Annotated in this window: 19 protein-coding genes; 18 read left to right on the top strand and 1 reads right to left on the bottom strand. The window is 55.8% G+C overall.

All coding sequences use genetic code 11. From position 1 onward, the window contains the following. The first annotated feature begins 61 nt into the window (after positions 1-61). The 18 genes from nifH (at position 62) to infB (ending at position 16,211) form a co-directional block, all read left to right on the top strand. On the top strand, positions 62-883 hold the full coding sequence (gene nifH, locus VGK23_06565) for a nitrogenase iron protein (protein HEY3420199.1): 822 nt from the start codon (positions 62-64) through the stop codon (positions 881-883). Positions 884-913: 30 nt separating this feature from the next. Then, positions 914-1,240 carry a P-II family nitrogen regulator gene (locus VGK23_06560; GenBank protein HEY3420198.1) on the top strand — a complete coding sequence of 109 codons (327 nt, stop codon included), beginning with the start codon at positions 914-916 and terminating at the stop codon, positions 1,238-1,240. Between the two features lie 12 nt (positions 1,241-1,252). Continuing rightward, positions 1,253-1,672 carry a P-II family nitrogen regulator gene (locus tag VGK23_06555; GenBank protein ID HEY3420197.1) on the top strand — a complete coding sequence of 140 codons (420 nt, stop codon included), beginning with the start codon at positions 1,253-1,255 and terminating at the stop codon, positions 1,670-1,672. Between the two features lie 12 nt (positions 1,673-1,684). Next, positions 1,685-3,307 (top strand): nitrogenase molybdenum-iron protein alpha chain, encoded by a 1,623-nt coding sequence (gene nifD, locus VGK23_06550; GenBank protein HEY3420196.1) that lies wholly within the window; start codon positions 1,685-1,687, stop codon positions 3,305-3,307. Further along, a complete protein-coding gene (locus tag VGK23_06545) occupies positions 3,300-4,667 on the top strand; it encodes a nitrogenase component 1 (GenBank protein HEY3420195.1) in 1,368 nt (455 codons plus the stop codon). Before nifD ends, VGK23_06545 begins: the two co-directional genes overlap by 8 nt. A gap of 25 nt (positions 4,668-4,692) precedes the next feature. Beyond that, positions 4,693-6,081, top strand: coding sequence for a nitrogenase iron-molybdenum cofactor biosynthesis protein NifE (gene nifE, locus VGK23_06540; protein HEY3420194.1), 1,389 nt, complete (start codon positions 4,693-4,695; stop codon positions 6,079-6,081). After that, positions 6,078-7,454: a nitrogenase component 1 gene (locus VGK23_06535; GenBank protein HEY3420193.1), complete on the top strand. Its 1,377-nt coding sequence runs from the start codon at positions 6,078-6,080 to the stop codon at positions 7,452-7,454. The genes nifE and VGK23_06535 overlap by 4 nt, the downstream gene beginning before the upstream one ends. Position 7,455: 1 nt before the next feature. After that, on the top strand, positions 7,456-7,767 hold the full coding sequence (locus VGK23_06530; protein HEY3420192.1) for a 2Fe-2S ferredoxin: 312 nt from the start codon (positions 7,456-7,458) through the stop codon (positions 7,765-7,767). Positions 7,768-7,780: 13 nt separating this feature from the next. Further along, a complete protein-coding gene (locus tag VGK23_06525; protein HEY3420191.1) occupies positions 7,781-8,413 on the top strand; it encodes a Fe-only nitrogenase accessory AnfO family protein in 633 nt (210 codons plus the stop codon). Between the two features lie 95 nt (positions 8,414-8,508). Further along, positions 8,509-9,327 carry a molybdate ABC transporter substrate-binding protein gene (gene modA, locus VGK23_06520; GenBank protein HEY3420190.1) on the top strand — a complete coding sequence of 273 codons (819 nt, stop codon included), beginning with the start codon at positions 8,509-8,511 and terminating at the stop codon, positions 9,325-9,327. A 31-nt stretch (positions 9,328-9,358) separates the two neighbouring features. Beyond that, positions 9,359-10,192 (top strand): ABC transporter permease, encoded by an 834-nt coding sequence (locus VGK23_06515; protein ID HEY3420189.1) that lies wholly within the window; start codon positions 9,359-9,361, stop codon positions 10,190-10,192. After that, complete coding sequence (locus VGK23_06510) at positions 10,182-10,988, top strand: ABC transporter ATP-binding protein (protein HEY3420188.1); 807 nt, start codon at positions 10,182-10,184, stop codon at positions 10,986-10,988. The genes VGK23_06515 and VGK23_06510 overlap by 11 nt, the downstream gene beginning before the upstream one ends. A gap of 264 nt (positions 10,989-11,252) precedes the next feature. Further along, positions 11,253-12,695 carry a hypothetical protein gene (locus VGK23_06505; GenBank protein ID HEY3420187.1) on the top strand — a complete coding sequence of 481 codons (1,443 nt, stop codon included), beginning with the start codon at positions 11,253-11,255 and terminating at the stop codon, positions 12,693-12,695. Positions 12,696-12,864: 169 nt separating this feature from the next. After that, positions 12,865-13,242: a 50S ribosomal protein L7Ae gene (rpl7ae, locus tag VGK23_06500; GenBank protein HEY3420186.1), complete on the top strand. Its 378-nt coding sequence runs from the start codon at positions 12,865-12,867 to the stop codon at positions 13,240-13,242. A gap of 16 nt (positions 13,243-13,258) precedes the next feature. Then, positions 13,259-13,471, top strand: coding sequence for a 30S ribosomal protein S28e (locus tag VGK23_06495; GenBank protein ID HEY3420185.1), 213 nt, complete (start codon positions 13,259-13,261; stop codon positions 13,469-13,471). 18 nt (positions 13,472-13,489) lie between these two features. Further along, entirely contained in the window at positions 13,490-13,864 is a 375-nt protein-coding gene (locus VGK23_06490) for a 50S ribosomal protein L24e (protein HEY3420184.1), read from the top strand. 17 nt (positions 13,865-13,881) lie between these two features. Beyond that, entirely contained in the window at positions 13,882-14,334 is a 453-nt protein-coding gene (gene ndk, locus VGK23_06485; GenBank protein HEY3420183.1) for a nucleoside-diphosphate kinase, read from the top strand. A gap of 128 nt (positions 14,335-14,462) precedes the next feature. Then, positions 14,463-16,211 carry a translation initiation factor IF-2 gene (infB, locus tag VGK23_06480; protein HEY3420182.1) on the top strand — a complete coding sequence of 583 codons (1,749 nt, stop codon included), beginning with the start codon at positions 14,463-14,465 and terminating at the stop codon, positions 16,209-16,211. A gap of 38 nt (positions 16,212-16,249) precedes the next feature. Here the strand turns inward: infB and VGK23_06475 are convergent, their stop codons facing one another. After that, positions 16,250-17,008 (bottom strand): zinc ribbon domain-containing protein, encoded by a 759-nt coding sequence (locus VGK23_06475; GenBank protein HEY3420181.1) that lies wholly within the window; start codon positions 17,006-17,008, stop codon positions 16,250-16,252. Positions 17,009-17,064 lie beyond the last annotated feature (56 nt).

Below are 17,064 nucleotides of genomic sequence, written 5' to 3'. Positions count from 1 at the left end.
TCCAGACATTTTTCCTGATTGATGAAAACGATTTCGACGCGGAGAGATAGGAGGTTATGACATGAGGCAAATAGCGATATACGGAAAAGGCGGCATTGGCAAATCCACGACAACCCAGAACACCGTGGCGGCGCTGGCATCGGCTGGGAAGAAGGTCATGGTGGTCGGTTGCGATCCCAAGGCCGATTCGACCCGTCTGTTGTTGCATGGGCTGTGTCAAAAAACAGTGCTTGACACATTGAGGGACGAAGGGGACGACGTCGATCTGGACGAAGTTCTGAAACCGGGGTATATGGGTACCAAATGCGTCGAGTCAGGCGGGCCGGAACCGGGAGTGGGCTGCGCTGGTCGTGGCATCATCACTTCCATCAATCTGCTCGAACAACTAGGAGCGTACACTCCGGACCTTGACTACGTCTTCTATGATGTGCTTGGTGACGTCGTCTGCGGCGGATTTGCCATGCCCATAAGGGAGGGAAAGGCGGAGGAAATCTACATCGTCGCTTCCGGTGAGCTCATGGCCCTGTACGCGGCCAATAACATCGCCAAAGGCATCCAGAAATATGCCATTAACGGGAAGGTCCGGCTGGGCGGCATAATATGCAATAGCCGTAAGGTCGATAACGAGCACGCACTTTTGAAAGCATTCGCGGAGGAGCTCGGTTCTCAGCTCATCTATTTCGTCCCGAGGGACAACCTGGTCCAAAGGGCGGAGATTAACAAGAAGACGGTGATCGACTTCGATCCGACCTCCAACCAGGCAGAAGAGTATCGGAGCCTGGCCAAGGCCATCGACACCAACAAAATGTTCGTCATCCCCAAACCGATGAAGCAGGACCGTCTCGAGGAACTGATGATGAAACACGGGTTCATGGATGCTTGAAAATAGGAACATGTGAAGGAGGCCAGACAAATGTTACTGATCAGAGCCATCGTACGCCCGGAGAAGAAGGATGAGGTATTGGGCGCCCTGTGGGCCGAAGGATTCCCAGCCGCCACCATCGTGGATGTGGTCGGACGCGGAAAACAGAAAGGCCTCAAAGTGGGCAACGTCGTCTACGACGAGATACCGAAAACAATGATCATGGTGGTGATCCACGACGAGGGGAAGAAGACCATAATCGAGACCATACTGAAGGCCGCGAAGACCGGGGAGAGCGGGATGTTCGGGGACGGCAAGATATTCGTGAGCTCGGTCGAAGAGGCCTACACCATCTCCCGCGGCGGGAAGGGGCTGTAACGAGGTGTCGAGATGAAGGAAATAATGGCACTTGTACGGATGAACAGGACGAGCGCGACAAAGAAGGCGCTCATCGATGCGGGAGTGGCCGGGTTCACAGCGGTCAAGGTCCTTGGCCGCGGAAAGCCGGTCCCCAGGCCGGAGGTCCTCGAGGAGCACAAGAAGGAACTGATGGAGATGGCGCACGACGACATCAATGACCCAGCCGATACGGAGCATCAGGTGACCAGCTTCCTCGATGGATCGAGGCCGTTCCCGCGGAGGCTCTTCACCATTCTGGCCTATGATGAGGATGTCCCAAGGATAGTCAGCGCGATAACCACGGCCAACAAGTCGGAGAAGGCAGTGGGTGACGGCATCATACTGGTGCTGCCCATCCTGGACGTCGTTCGGGTGCGCACCGGGGAATCCGGCGAGGCAGCCATATGGTAAGGTGATTCATCAATGACCATCAACGAAGCCGAACTCGAGGGCATGTACTCCAAGTATCCGGACAAGGTCAAGAAGAACCGGAAAAAACACATAGTTATCAAGGACCAGGCGGCGGCACCGCAGCAGATCGAGGCCAACACCCGCACCATCCCCGGCATACTCACGCAGCGCGGCTGCTGCTATGCAGGGTGCAAGGGCGTGGTCCTCGGCCCGATAAAGGACATGGCCCATATAGTCCACGGGCCTGTCGGCTGCAGTTACTATGCCTGGGGCACCAGGCGCAACAAGGCTCGGGCCGATGACGACACTCCACCCGAGAAGATGCTCAACAGCATGTGCTTCACCACCGATATGCAGGAAAGCGACATCGTTTTCGGTGGAGAGAAGAAGCTGGCGGCGATGATCGACGAAGTGGTCAACACATTCCATCCGAGCGCCATAAGCATCTGCTCGACCTGCCCCATCGGACTGATCGGGGACGACATCAACGCAGTGGCCAAGGCGGCCGAGGCGAAGCACGGCATCCAGGTCCTATCCTTCAACTGCGAAGGATACAAAGGGGTCAGCCAATCGGGCGGCCACCACATCGCGAACAACAACCTCATGGCGTTCGTGGTCGGGAAGGGGGCCAGGGAGAAGGTCGGCAAGCATGTGATCAACATCCTTGGAGAATACAACATCGGCGGGGATGGATGGGAGTTGGAACGCATCCTCAAGGACATCGGTTATGACATCAACTGCGTCCTGACCGGTGACACCAGCTACCAGGATATCCGCAACCTGCACCTGGCCGACCTGAACCTGGTCCAGTGCCACCGTTCGATCAATTACATCGCCGAGATGATGGAGACCAAGTACGGAACACCATGGATAAAGGTCAACTTCATCGGCGTGGAGAGCACCGCACAATCGCTGCGCCAGCTGGCCCAGTGCTTCCAGGACGAGGCCCTCACCCAAAGGACCGAAGAGGTCATCGCCCGCGAGACGGCACGCATCATGCCGGCGATCGAACAGTACCGCAAGATATGCACCGGCAAGACCGCGTTCACCCTGGTGGGCGGGTCCCGCAGCCACCATTATCAATACCTCCTCAGGGACCTGGGGATGGAGGTGGTGGTGGCCGGATACGAGTTCGCCCACCGCGATGACTACGAAGGAAGGGAGGTCATCCCTTCCATCCAACCGGACGCGGACCAGAAGAACATTCCCGAGCTCCACATCGAACCGGACCAGGAACTGTTCCGCGAAGGCCACGTTCATCTCAGCATGTCCAAGGAGAAATTCGAGGAACTGAAGAAGAAGGTGTCGCTGAACTACTACGAGGGGATGTACTCCTGCATGAAGGATGGCCAGATCATGATCGACGACTTTAATCATCATGAGATCGAGGACCTGATAAAGATCCTCAAGCCGGACCTGTTCTTCTCCGGGGTCAGGGACAAGTACGTCATCCACAAGATGGGCGTGCCAGCGAAGCAATTGCACTCCTACGACTACAGCGGCCCCTATGCCGGCTTCACCGGGGCCATCGTATTCGCGCGTGAGGTCGTGAACGCCATGACCACCCCGGCCTGGAAGCTGGTCGAGGCGCCATGGGAAGAGGCTGAACCCAAGGGAGGTGTCCCCGATGCTTGAATGCGTCCCCAAGGAAACGGTAGAGCACACTGTCGGCAAGATCAACCCGGCCAAGACCTGCCAGCCGATCGGGGCGATGTACGCTTCCTTAGGCATTCACGGATGCCTGCCGCACAGCCATGGTTCCCAGGGATGCTGCGCCTATCACCGCATGCACCTCTCCCGGCACTTCCGCGACCCGGTGCTGGCCACGTCTAGCTCGTTCACCGAGGGCACCTCGGTCTTCGGCGGAGCGGCCAACCTCAAGACCTCGATCAAGAACGTGTTCGAGATCTACAACCCGGAAATAATGGCCGTGCACACGACCTGCCTTTCTGAGACCATCGGTGACGATGTCGCCACGATGATCAAGCAGTCAGAGGTGCCCGAAGGAAAATGCGTGATACACGCCAACACACCCAGCTATAAGGGCTCGCACGTGACCGGCTTCAGCAACATGTGCAAGGCGATGGTCACGTACTTGGCCCAATTTGACGGAGGTGCCCGTAAAGAAAGGGTCAACCTGATCCCCGGCTTCGTCAACCCGGGGGACATGAGGGAGATGAAGCGGATCGTTCACGACATGGGCATCGACTTCACCATGTTCCCGGACACAACGGACGTACTGGACTCACCGCTCACCAACAAGTACGAGATGTATCCCAAGGGCGGAACGACCGTGGCCCAGATCAGGGACTCGGGCAACTCCAAGATGACCCTGTCGCTGGGATCATACTCGTCGGATGCGGCCGGCATCGCCCTCCAGGAGAAGTGCGGCGTACCATGCGTCCCACTGGACATCCCGATCGGTGTAAAGGCGACCGATGATCTCATAATGGCCCTCAAAAAGGGATTCGGGGTCAAAGTGCCGGATGAATTGACCATCGAGAGGGGCCAGGTGGTTGATACCCTGATCGACACCCATTTCCACTATCAGGGGAAGAGGGTGGCGGTATTCGGTGATCCGGACATAGTCATCCCGCTCACCGAATTCCTGCTCACCATGGGCATGAGGCCGGTTTATGTGCTGACCGGTACGCCGGGGCCCCAATTCGAGATCCGGATCAACAAGATGCTGGACGGGGCCGGGATAACCGAGCGGAAGGTAAAGGCTGAAGGAGATCTCTTCGATCTGCACCAATGGATCAAACAATCTCCGGTGGACCTGCTGATCGGGACCTCGTATGGCAAGTACATCTCCCGGGCAGAGGACATACCGCTGGTGCGGGTGGGGTTCCCGGTGCTGGATCGCGCCGTCCACCCGTTGATGCCAATAGTAGGCTACCGCGGCTGTATGCGCCTGATCGAGATGATAAGCAACACCCTTCTGGAAAGGAGGGACCGGGACAGCCTGGACGAGGACTTCGAGCTGGTGCTGTGACCGGGACCGGACTGGAGTAAATAGCATGGGTACCAACTGCGGGTCTTCCGCCCAGACCGTGTGCATCGAAGAACGTCAGGGTTCGATCGTCACCAAGGGGAAGAGCAAGAGCCATGTGAGCTGCGGGAACGACAGTCTTGCCGGGTCGGTGAGCCAGAGGGCCTGCGTCTATTGCGGGGCGCGGGTCGTGCTCAACCCGGTCACTGACGCGGTCCACCTGGTGCATGGCCCGATAGGTTGCGCCACCTTCACCTGGGACATACGCGGGAGTCTGTCCAGCGGTTCTGAGATGTACCGCAACAGCTTCTCCACAGACCTTCGGGAGAGGGACGTGATCTTCGGAGGCGAGAAGAAGCTGGCGGAATGTATCGACGAGATCGTCTCAAAGTACCGGCCGCCGGCTATTTTCGTCTACTCTACCTGCGTGGTCGGGGTCATCGGAGACGATATCATCGCGGTGTGCAAGGAGGCCTCGCGGGTGTACGGCATAGACGTGATCCCAGTGGAATCGACTGGATTCGTCTCCGGAAACAAGATAGTCGGATACCGCGCCGCTGCCGAGGCGCTGCTAAGGCTGATCCGCCCCAAGGAAGGGACCAAGATCAAGAAGAACAACACCGTGAACTTCCTGGGTGAGTACAACCTCGGAGGTGAGAAATGGATAGTGGAGCGGTATCTCAGGGAGATCGGGATCGAGATCAACGTCGCCTTCACCGGCGATTCATCCGTTGAGGCATTGAAGAAGGCACCGGAAGCCCGGCTCAACCTGGTCCAATGCACCGGCTCCATGCACTGGTTAGCCTCCCAGATGGAAAAGGAGTTCGGCATACCCTGTCTGGACGTGAACTTCTTCGGCAGCGAGAACATCGCCACCAGCCTGCGCAGCATCGCCAGATTCTATGGCGACGATCAGGTCTCGAAGCGGGCCGAGGAACTGATCGAGCGTGAGACCAGCATGCTACGGCCGCAGCTGGAACGTTACCGCGACAAGCTGCGGGGAAAGAGGGCGGCCATCTACGTCGGAGGGGCATTCAAGGCCATGGCCATAGTACGTCAGCTAAATGAGCTGGGGGTCGAGGTTGTGGTCGTCGGCACCCAGACCGGGCGTTCTGAGGAGTATCAGACCCTCAGCGGCATGCTAGAGGATGGTACCGTAATCATCGACGACGCCAACCCAGCAGAGCTGGAGCGGTTCCTTCTCGAGAAAAAGATCGACGTCATGGCCGGAGGGGTGAAGGAGCGTACCCTGGCCTATAAGCTGGGCATCGGCTTCATCGATCACAACCATGACCGCAAGGACGCGCTGGCCGGATATGAGGGCGCGTTGCGGTTCGCTCGTGAAGTGTACATCAGCGCCTGCTCTCCGGTCTGGAAGCATCTTAGGCAGGTCCTGCCAGAGAGGGAACGGCAATGATCGCCAACGAGACCTTTCGGGCGAAGCAGGTCAATGAGAACCAGTGCAACATGTGCATGCCATTGGGCGGTGTGATCGCATTCAAGGGGATCGAAGGGGCGATGGTCCTTGTCCACGGCTCCCAAGGGTGCAGCACCTACATGCGCCTGGCCAATGTGGAACATTTCAATGAGCCGGTGGACATCGCCTCCTCCGCTTTGAACGAGAAGCAGACCATATTCGGCGGTGAGCCGAACCTCCACAAGGCCATGGACAATGTCCTTCGCGTGTACCGGCCCAAAGTACTGGGGATCGTCACCACCTGCCTGTCGGAGACGATAGGTGACGATGTGAAGGGGATGGTCCAGAAGTATCAAAATGCGCGTCCTGACTGTCAGGTTGACTTCATTCCAGTTTCCACGCCATCCTATGCGGGTAGTCATTCGGAAGGTTTCTGGGCGGCAACCAAGGCGGTGGTCCAACATTATGCATCGCTTTTAGAGAAGCATCAGGGCATCAATATCATAGTACCGCACATCAGCCCAGCGGACATTCGTGAGATCAAAAGAATGCTTGTTCTGATGGGGATCGAGCATACACTGATCCCGGATTATTCCATGACCTTGGACCGCCCTTTCGGGGGAAGGTACCAGAAGATCCCCTCCGGCGGCACCCCTACCCGATCGATAGAACGGATGGGCGGGGCGTCAGCCACCATCCAGTTCGGGAGGACCTGCCCAGCCAACATTTCACCGGGTGCCTTCTTGGAGGGAGAGTTCGGGGTGCCATTGTACAACCTGCCTCTTCCGATAGGGCTGGAGAGCACAGATCTTTTCTTGAAGACCTTGCGGGAGTTGACGGGAAGAACGGTCCCAGAGAGCTTGACCTTGGAGAGGGGGTGGTTGCTGGATGCCATGGCCGATTCCCATAAGTATAACGCGGAAGGGCTGCCGGCTGTCTATGGCGAGCCGGAACTGGTCTACGCGTTCACAACCTTGTGCGCAGAGAACGGCGCTTTCCCGGCAGTCGTCGCATCAGGGACCCAGATCTCCAGGCTGAAGGACCTCATCGCTCCGTTGTTCCCAGAGGACGAGCAGCCTGAGCTGATCGGGGAGGCCGATTTTGCCTCCATCGAAGAGGCATGTGTCCGTTCCGGCGTCAACATCGCCATCGGTCATTCGGGCGGGAAGGTGCTGACCGAAAGGCAAGGGATACCGCTCGTCCGGGTCGGATATCCAATAAACGACCGGGTCGGAGGGCAGAGGATCCTTTCCGCCGGATATGCCGGGACCTTGGCCTTCCTTGACCGGTTCACCAACACTCTGCTCGAATCAAAGTACGGCACATATCGCCAAAGGAAGAAACAGGAATTGTTCGAAAAGGGAGGTAAATGACATGCAAAAACCGAAGCACCATATTTTCGTATGCACCAGCTCGCGTTCGAACGGCCAACAGAAAGGATTCTGTCACTCCAAGGCCGGTGTGGATGTGCTGGCAAAGTTCAACGAGGAGATATCTGACCGGGAGATCAGCAACGAGGTCTTCGTCACGAACACCGGATGCTACGGCATCTGTGAGAAAGGGCCCATCGTGGTGGTCTACCCGGACAATGTGTGGTATGGTTCCGTCACACCGGGAGACGTCGAAGAGATACTGGACCAGCACATCGAGGGCGGCAATGCAGTGGAACGCCTGATGTTGAAATAAGGGATCTGGAAAGATGTGCGAAAATGATGCTCATGAGGTCGCCGCCATCGTTGAGGACGGCGCCACGATCCCTCTCAACCGGCCTGGGACAGTGGTCGTCTACAGACGGGACAAAGGGGTGTGGGTGAAGGACCGGGAGATGGACTTCAAAGTGGACCCGACCAAAGGATTGGGCGAGATGAGGAGCAAGGTCGGGGAACTCCTCAAGTTCATGGAACCATGCAAGATATTCGTAGCCCGTTCGGCCAGCGGGGCCCTGTTCTATGAACTGGAGAAGGCACAGTTCAACGTATGGGAGATCCCAGGAAAGCCGGACACGTTCCTGGAACAGGTCTGGTCAGAGAATGAGAAGGACCGCAACGAGGCGGCAACTCCTCTGACCGCGGCCGTCCCTGTCCCGCTGGAGAGCACACCCGGCAACTTCTTCATCTCGATCAAGGAGACACAGGGAAAGAGGCCTGAACTAAGCAGCAAGCAGATCCTTCAATCCTTCATCCGGAAGGGAAAGTTCGCCACTCTGGAGATCGTTTGCGATCACGCGCCCCCGTGGATCGAGATGGAATCCCGCACGGTAGGGTTCAAGATTGAGACCGCGAGGCTGGGGCTGAACGAGGTCCATCTCAAACTGATCAAGATAAATGGTTGAAAAAGAGGAAATTCCCATGATATACGAACCTGGTCGAAATGCATCTGGATTGGAAAAACTAGGGATAACGAATACAGGAAAATGGAGGATCTGATATGGCATTGAACAAGAAGGCCTTGACCGTCATCGCCGTAGTGCTGGTCATCGTCGCAATAGTCGTCGCTGGCGTTTCCTTAAGCACCCAACCGTCGGCGAACAAGACAGAGGTCACCGTGTTCGCCGCGGCTTCCCTGAAAGCGGCCTTCACTGAAATGGGAAACAACTATGAAGCAAATCACACCAACATCAAGCTGAATTTCAACTTTGACGGATCTGCCAACCTCAAGACACAGCTCCTTAACGGTGCCACCGCAGATGTATTCGCCTCTGCCGATTACAAGAATCTGAATGCGGTGGCGACCGCCGATATGATCGATAACTCGACCATTCAGACATTCGCTAAGAACCGCTTGGTGGTCATTGTCCCGTCTTCAAACACAGCCGGGGTGATCTCCCTTTCCGATCTCACGAAATCCGGGATCAAGATCGTGATCGGAGACACCAGTGTCCCCATCGGCAATTACACCAGGACCTTCATGAGATCGATATCGAACAGCAGCTCGGAGTTCACCGATTTCCAGACCAAGGTCATGGGCAACGTGGTGTCACAGGAATCCTCTGTGAACAACATCGTCACAAAGATATCATTAGGAGAGGCGGACGCTGGAATAGTCTATACCACCGATGCGGCAGGGGCAGGGTCGAAGGTCACCCAGATACCGATCTCGGACGCTTACAATGTTATCGCTGTTTATCCGATAGGTGGGCTTGTTTCCTTCGCCCATCCGACCGAGGCATCTGGTTTCATAGGCTATGTGATGTCACCAGACGGTCAGGCGGTAATGGCCAAATACGGTTTCATCACAGTGGAATGAGCCAAGAAAATAGGTCTGCCGAGTTGTGAAGATGCAAGAAACAGAGGCGAGGGCAAGAAAATGGGGGAACAAGATGGGCAGCTACGCCGGCCGCCTGTTGCTGGGCGTGATCATAGTGTTAGCCCTAGCCTTTATCTCGATCCCCATCGCCTCCCTTTTTCTCAAGATATCCCTTGGGGATTTTCTAACATCCCTGAACGACCCAACCGTTGCCGACGCGTTATGGCTCAGTCTGATCACTGCCACAGCGAGCACGATCATCGTATTGCTTTTCGGCACCCCGATCGCTTACATCAACGCAAGGTTCGAGTATCGGGGCAGGATGCTGGTTGACACCATCACCGATATCCCGGCCGTCCTACCTCCGGCCGTGGCGGGTCTTGCCTTGCTAATGGCGTTCGGCAGGCGCGGGATCATTGGACAATACTTCCATTTGTTCGGGGTGGACATCGCCTTCACCACATTCGCAGTGGTGCTGGCCCAGGTGTTCGTCTCCTCACCGTTCTATATCCGTCAGGCACGGATGAGCTTTCAGGGAGTGGATATAGAGTATGAGGAAACAGCCCGGACCATGGGTTCGTCCCGTTGGAACACATTCTCCCGCATATCCCTGCCCCTAGCTTCGAGCGGCCTGCTGTCCGGCGCCATCATGGCCTGGGCCCGGGCGCTTGGGGAGTTCGGGGCGACCATTATGTTCGCTGGCAACATGCCAGGGGTGACCCAGACCATGCCTCTGGCCATTTACTCATCGTTCGAAGGCGACATCGGGCCGGCCTTGTCCATATCGATCGTTCTGGTAGCAATTTCCTTCGCAGTTATCCTTTCTGTAAAATTGCTGGGCAGGAGGATGGCCAATGTCAGTTGAGATCAGGGTCAAGAAGCAGCTCAGGGACTACGTCCTAGACGTCGATATGATGGTCAAAGATGAGGACATCCATGTGCTGTTCGGTAGAAATGGATCCGGGAAGACGACCATACTGAAGATGGTCGCCGGACTCATGCAACCTGACAGCGGCAGGATCGTGATAAACGGGAGCGTCCTGTTCGATTCCGAGGCGGGCATCAACCTCCCGGTCGACCAGCGCGGCACTGGTTTCATGTTCCAGAACTATGCCCTATTCCCACATATGACGGTGTTAGGGAACCTGGCCTTTGGCCTTAAGGTCAAGAGGCTTAGAGAAAAGGAGATCATCGAGACTGTCCGTCCCTACATGGAGGAATATTCCCTATGGGAGCTCAAGGATGTGCGGATATCGAACCTTTCCGGGGGCCAGAGGCAGCAAGTGGCCCTGCTAAGGACGCTTGTCCTGGGACCCAACATTTTCCTCCTGGACGAGCCGCTGAACGCCCTCGACACGGGCGCCCAGACGACGATCCGAAAAGAGATCAGGACATTGATCCGAAGGACCAGGACCCCGTGCATCATCGTCACTCATGATATCGGGGATGCGGTGGAGCTGGGAGATAGCGCTTGCCTGTTGGATCAGGGCAGGATAGTGAAACGCGGGAAACCCAGCGAGGCCATCGCAAGCATAGGAATGACCCTGCCAGTCTCCTCACTCTCATGGCAGACGTCGGAGGAACGGCCATCGATTCACGGATTGTCCCTCCCACAGACGTGCAGTGGACAGAATGGAAATGATCTGGAGGCAAGAAAGTGAAATGAACGCAATAACCAGATCAGCCGACGATTGAAGCGGTAGAGAACGGGGCCGTCACATCCAAGGTAAGGATGAAAGACAGCCTCCCCCAACGATCATGACCGTCGCCACCAAGGCATCGGTGAAACGAAGGACCTGATACTAGGGAACGAGGTCTCGGTGGGCTTCAGCGAGCATGTCTTTCGAGATTCATTCCCATTCCAGTATATACAATATATACGGTAGAATAAATATCAGTCACAGCCTCTCATACTGGGAAGCAGATTGGATAAGATAGGTCGGAATCTCAAGCTCTTGGCGATATTCGTGCTCATCGCTTTATTTCTGGTATCATCTGGTATCATTGGGATCGGTCTCCTTGATGAGGAAAGAGCGACCGGAGGCATGGGTATCAAATGGAAGATAGACATGGAAACCAACCAGGGTCAAGTGGTCTCTCATACGAACGACTCGATAATCATGAATGATGTGGATGATCTGAAGATAAGATCCATCGATTCGAACAACAGAGTGGTCTGGGAACATCCATACACCTCTTTGGTTTCCTACAATCAATATTACATGGACGATCTCCTTTTGATCGACAAGCATAACGGAACCACGACACTGGAATGCCTTAAGAAGAACGGAGGTCTGAAATGGAGCTTCACAGAAGCGGGCATGGACAGGTGCGACACCGGATATGATCGCAATCTCTACTTGCATATCGCAAACGGATCCATGACAGGCACAGTGCTTTGCCTTAACAGTAATGGTTGGGTGAATTGGAGGTATACGGATAATGGCTCGGTGAATTTATGGGGATCGTGCACCGATGGGACTGTCCTGATCGACCACGGGGTCGGATCGAAGAATGCCATCAGCCTTTATGATGACCTTGCCTTTGATGAGCTAATTTCGATATCATCGGACGGATCGATCCTCGGCAAAAGGAATGCGTTCTCATATTCATCCATAATTTCAGGCTCTGTTAACTTTATTAACTTCATAAATCTGGAGAAAAACGGAACGATCACAATACCATTCATTAATGACAATTCCCTCAGCGGCCCGTTTTACGTCGAAATGGGATTGACCAAGGATCTGCAAAAGAATTGGACGATGGAACCGACGGAACCTATCCAACCGCAAGAGCAATTGAATGACTGGATGATTACAATACAGACCGTGAACTACAGCTTCAGTCGCTCCATCGATGATCACGGCAATATCAGCAACACCACGCTGAGTGCGCGAAGAACAAGCGATAGTGCTTTCCGGTTCAGAACGGAATTCCAAGGGGCGGTCGGTAATGTATTTGTCAATGGAGACACGGCCTATCTCGAAGATGAAGCCAGAATGATATGGGCAGTAGGTCCGGACGGTCGAGCCTATCGATCCAACGAAACGGGTGTGGTTTGGATCATGGGTATTTATGGGGACGGCCTGCTGGTCCAAAAGAACGATTCGATAGTGCTGATCGGCAGCCATGGTTCCACAGAATGGAGGTACGGTCTGGACCTGGATACCAACTTCAATACCAGCTTTTTGCTGGCAAATGATACAATAATCGAGGTGACCGGCAACTCGATCACCGCCATCTACAAGCCAGGAATGTCCACCACGATGGCATACGTGTTCATATTGGTAGGAGTGGACCTGTTGGTCGGCCTGCTTGGCTCGATGTGGTTGGTAGACCATTGGTTGCACAGGAAGGTTGGTCCGTAAACATATCCGAAATGGTCTTATCAAAGAAGTCCTTGTCGTCGCCTGGCCATTGTCCAAACTACCTCCTATGGGACCACCCGACAAGTTATAAATATCACCATGACTTTGGCACATTCCGCATTCTACCAATGAATGATGAGGATGTTTAACATCCGAATGAGGTGAAATAATGGCAAAACCAGCATTCGTTAGATTCGAGATGACAAAGGAACTGCAGGACAAGGCCTACGAGGTCGTCGAGCTTGCTCGCGACACCGGCAAGATCAAGAAGGGGACCAACGAGGTCACCAAGCTTGTCGAGCGAGGAGAGGCGGTCCTTATCGTAATGGCTGAGGACGTCCAGCCCCCAGAGATCCTGGCTCACATGCCCCTCCTGTGCGAGGAGCGTAACGTCCCGTACGTCTACGTAGCATCCAAGGCGGAGCTCGGCAACGCGTGCGGACTGGAAAAGCCCACCGCGTCCATCGCAATACTGGACGCCGGAAAGGGGAAGCCAGTGCTGGACAACCTCGTCGAGAACGCCAGGAAGCTCAGGGCAGCGAAGTAAGGTAAGGTGCTAAACCATGGTGGATGAAGAGAGCATCGCCTCGGAAGTGGTCGAGATCATCGGCCGCACCGGGATGACGGGTGAGGCTACCCAGGTCAAGGTCCGTGTACTAGACGGTCGCGACAAGGGGAGGATCATCACCAGGAATATCATGGGGCCAGTGCGCATGGGCGACATCCTAATGCTAAGGGAGACCTCGAGAGAGGCCCGCAAGCTATCTATTCGGTAAACTGGACGGTGACATAAAATGGTTGAGCAAAAGATATGCTCCTTCTGTGGAGCATCGATCGAGCCAGGCACCGGTAAGATGTACGTCAAGAAGGACGGAACCACGTATCTGTTCTGCAGCAACAAGTGCTCCAAGAACATGATCGACATGGGCCGCGTCCCGAGGAAGGTCACCTGGACCGCCGCGTACACCGCACGCAAGAACCTCGCCACGGATGCCCGCAACCTGAAGGCAGCGGACGACGCTGCCGCAAAGGCAGAGCTGGCACCGGTAGAGCCCAAGGCTCTCCCGGCTCCGGAGGAGACCGCAGTCGTTCCCGCAGCCGAGGCCAAGCCCAAGAAGGAAAAGAAGCCAAAGGAAGCCAAGGCGAAGGCCAAGGCCCCTGAAGCGTGATCTGGGGCGAAAACCAGATGATCGAGCGCACGTTCGTTATGCTTAAGCCGGACGCTATCCAGCGCGGGCTCATGAGCGAGATATTGGGCCGGATCGAGGCCAAGGGCTTCAAGCCGGTCGCAATGAAGTTCATGAGGATCCCAAAGGAACTGGCCGAGCGCCATTATGGGGAGCACAAGGGAAAGGGCTTCTTCAACGGCCTGATCGAGTACATGACCTCCGGTCCGGTGCTTGTAATGGTCTGGGAAGGGGACGACATCGTCGCCACACTAAGGACGATGATGGGCAAGACCAATCCCAAGGAAGCCTCCCCTGGAACGATCCGGGGCGACCTGGCGCAGCAGACGGGCAGGAACCTGATCCACGGCTCCGATTCCCCGGAATCGGCGAAGCGGGAGATCAACCTGTTCTTCAACGACTACGAGCTCCAGGACTACAAGTACAACGTCAGCTCCTGGCTGTTCGAGTGAACCGACTGGCAAAACGTTTTCCTAACCTTCTTCCATTCTCATTTTTCTAGTCGTATTCCCACTATCCATCCCGATTGTTCGTCGGTGCTAAGAAAGATAGAAATACATTTGCCATAATCCGATTGGATATGAGCATCAGGCAGCCTATAGTCAGTGTACTTGGTCACGTCGACCATGGCAAGACCAGCCTGCTTGATTACATCCGCGGCACCGCCGTAATGTCACGCGAGGCCGGTTTCATCACCCAGCACATCGGAGCGACCGAGGTGCCGCTGGAGCATATCGAGAAGGTGTGCGCCCAGCTGATGGGGAAGAGGAAGTTCGGTGTGCCTGGCCTATTGTTCATCGATACACCGGGACACCAGTCATTCACTTCACTGCGCGCGAGGGGCGGTTCCCTGGCGGACATCGCCATCTTGGTCATCGACATCAATGAAGGGCTGAAGCCGCAGACCGTCGAATCCATCAACATCCTCAGGCGTTTCAAGACGCCCTTCATCATAGCCCTCAACAAGATCGATCTGGTGGATGGCTGGATATCTCACCCCAAGTCCCCTTTCATATTTTCCGAGAAGGAGCAGCCGGAGAACGCCAAGGAGAACCTCAACAACCGGTTGTACGATATCTCCGGCAGGTTGGCCATGGAAGGTCTCTCCGCTGACCGCTATGACCGGATCGAGGATTTCACCAAGAACATCGCGCTCATCCCCATCTCAGCCAAGACCGGGGAGGGCATACCCGACCTGTTGCTGGTCCTGGTGGGACTGGCCCAAAGGTTCCTGGAGAGCGAACTGAAGACCGAGGAGGGTCCGGCCAAAGGCACGATCCTGGAGGTCAAGGAGGAGAAGGGGCTCGGACCGACGGTCGATGTCATCCTCTACGCAGGTACCCTCCACCGGGGAGACGTGGTCGCCCTGGGCACCAGGAACAAACCGGTCATAACCAAGGTCAAGGCCATCCTGAAACCGAAGCCGCTGGACGAGATCCGGGACCCGCGGGACAAGTTCGGGTCCGTGACCGAGGTCACCGCCGCGGCAGGCGTGAAGGTCATGTGCCAGACATTGGAAGGGGTCATTGCTGGTGCTCCGTTGCGGGTGATCAAAGGCAATGAGAAGGCGGTCCTGGAAGAGATAACCAAGGAGACCAAGGTGAACATCGAAACGGTCGACTCTGGCGTCATGATAAAGGCTGATGCCATCGGTTCCCTGGAGGCTCTGGCGTTCGAGGCGGCCAAAGCCGGGATCCCGATCCGCAAGTACGAGGTAGGGGACGTTTCCAGGAGGGACCTCATCGAGGTGTCCTCATACAATGACGAACTCCACCGGGCAGTGCTGGGCTTCAACATCGATATGCTTGTCGACGCCAAGGAAGCGCTGCCAAATTACCCGGGCAAGATCTTCCTGAACGACATCGTCTACGGACTGATCGAAGACTATCAGAAATGGGTGGCGGAAGAGAAGCACAAGGCAGAACTGGAGAAGCGGTCATTGACCGCCTTCCCAGGCAAGATCCGGTTGCTTCCCAACTGCGTCTTCCGGGTCAGCAAACCGGCCATCGTCGGCGTACGCGTTCTGGCCGGACGAATCAGGAACGGCCAGAGGCTGATCGACAAGGATGGAAACGAGATCGGCAAGATCAAGAGCCTGCGCGACAACGAGGACATCCTGAAGGAAGGTATCTCCGGGCAGGAGATCGCCATATCCATCGACGGTCCGACGGTGGGCCGCCAGATCGACGTCGATTCGATACTGTACGTGGATATCCTGGAATCGGAGGTCAAAGGCCTGGCCGATTACGATCTCAACACCGACGAGAAGATGGTGCTGGACGAGACCCTCGAGATAAAGCGGAAGAAGGACCGCTTCTGGGGAATGTGAGTTTTTAGAAAAAGGATCGGGGGTTGATGCCCCCTTGTTCATTTCAAACGATTTCCGCAGTTCGGACATACCATGAAATCCGCGCTCACCGGTTTTCCGCAGACCGGGCAGTTGCCCTCCGGTGTCATCGGTTTGATCACTGGCTGAACTGGCATCGGTGTCACCATCGGCGCCGCCATCGGTGGGGTCGGGGTCGTCTTCTTCTTTCTGGTAACGAAATACAGGACGAGCAGGACGACCACGATGATCGCCAGTATCGCCATGACAGCAAGTACTGCCAATCCGATAGCCACCGGGTTATTCGACGGGAACTGGATGGACATATCGTATCCGGTGAGGACGTACCCGACACGCAGTTCCTGGGTCGGAGTGGAACCGCCTGCCGGCAGGTTGGTATTGTCCGCCACCAGGAAATAATGTGTCTGCTGGGCCAGTGGCAGGGTGGATACAGAGACCGATTGCACTGACTGGCCGATCTTCGATCCGGCAGCGATGTAGGAGAAGTTGCCGTTGTTCTGGTATTTGGTGTAGTTCGCCTGGTCCATGAGCAGGATATCGTAATAGACCGGGCCGTTGTCGCCGATGGTGAACACGGTGTACGATATGTCCGGTGTCACTGCCAGGCTCTGGTCGGTGGTGAACTCTCCGATGACCGAATAGCTGTTAAGACCGACAGTGGAACTGCCCGTCCGGACCTCCCTGCGCAAAGGGTCGGCAGCCAAGGCCGGGACCGCTGCGCTCAGGATCAGGCAGGACAACGCTAAGATGGACGCCAATATCATGATAGATTTTCTCATCGAATTCCTCTGTTTGAGTAGGACAGCCCCTTCTTTATAAGATTATCATCGACCAT

The organism is Methanomassiliicoccales archaeon, assembly GCA_036504055.1.
Taxonomy (GTDB): domain Archaea; phylum Thermoplasmatota; class Thermoplasmata; order Methanomassiliicoccales; family UBA472; genus DASXVU01.
Note: the sequence above shows the minus strand (reverse complement) of the source record. Positions and strands in the feature narration are given on the sequence as shown.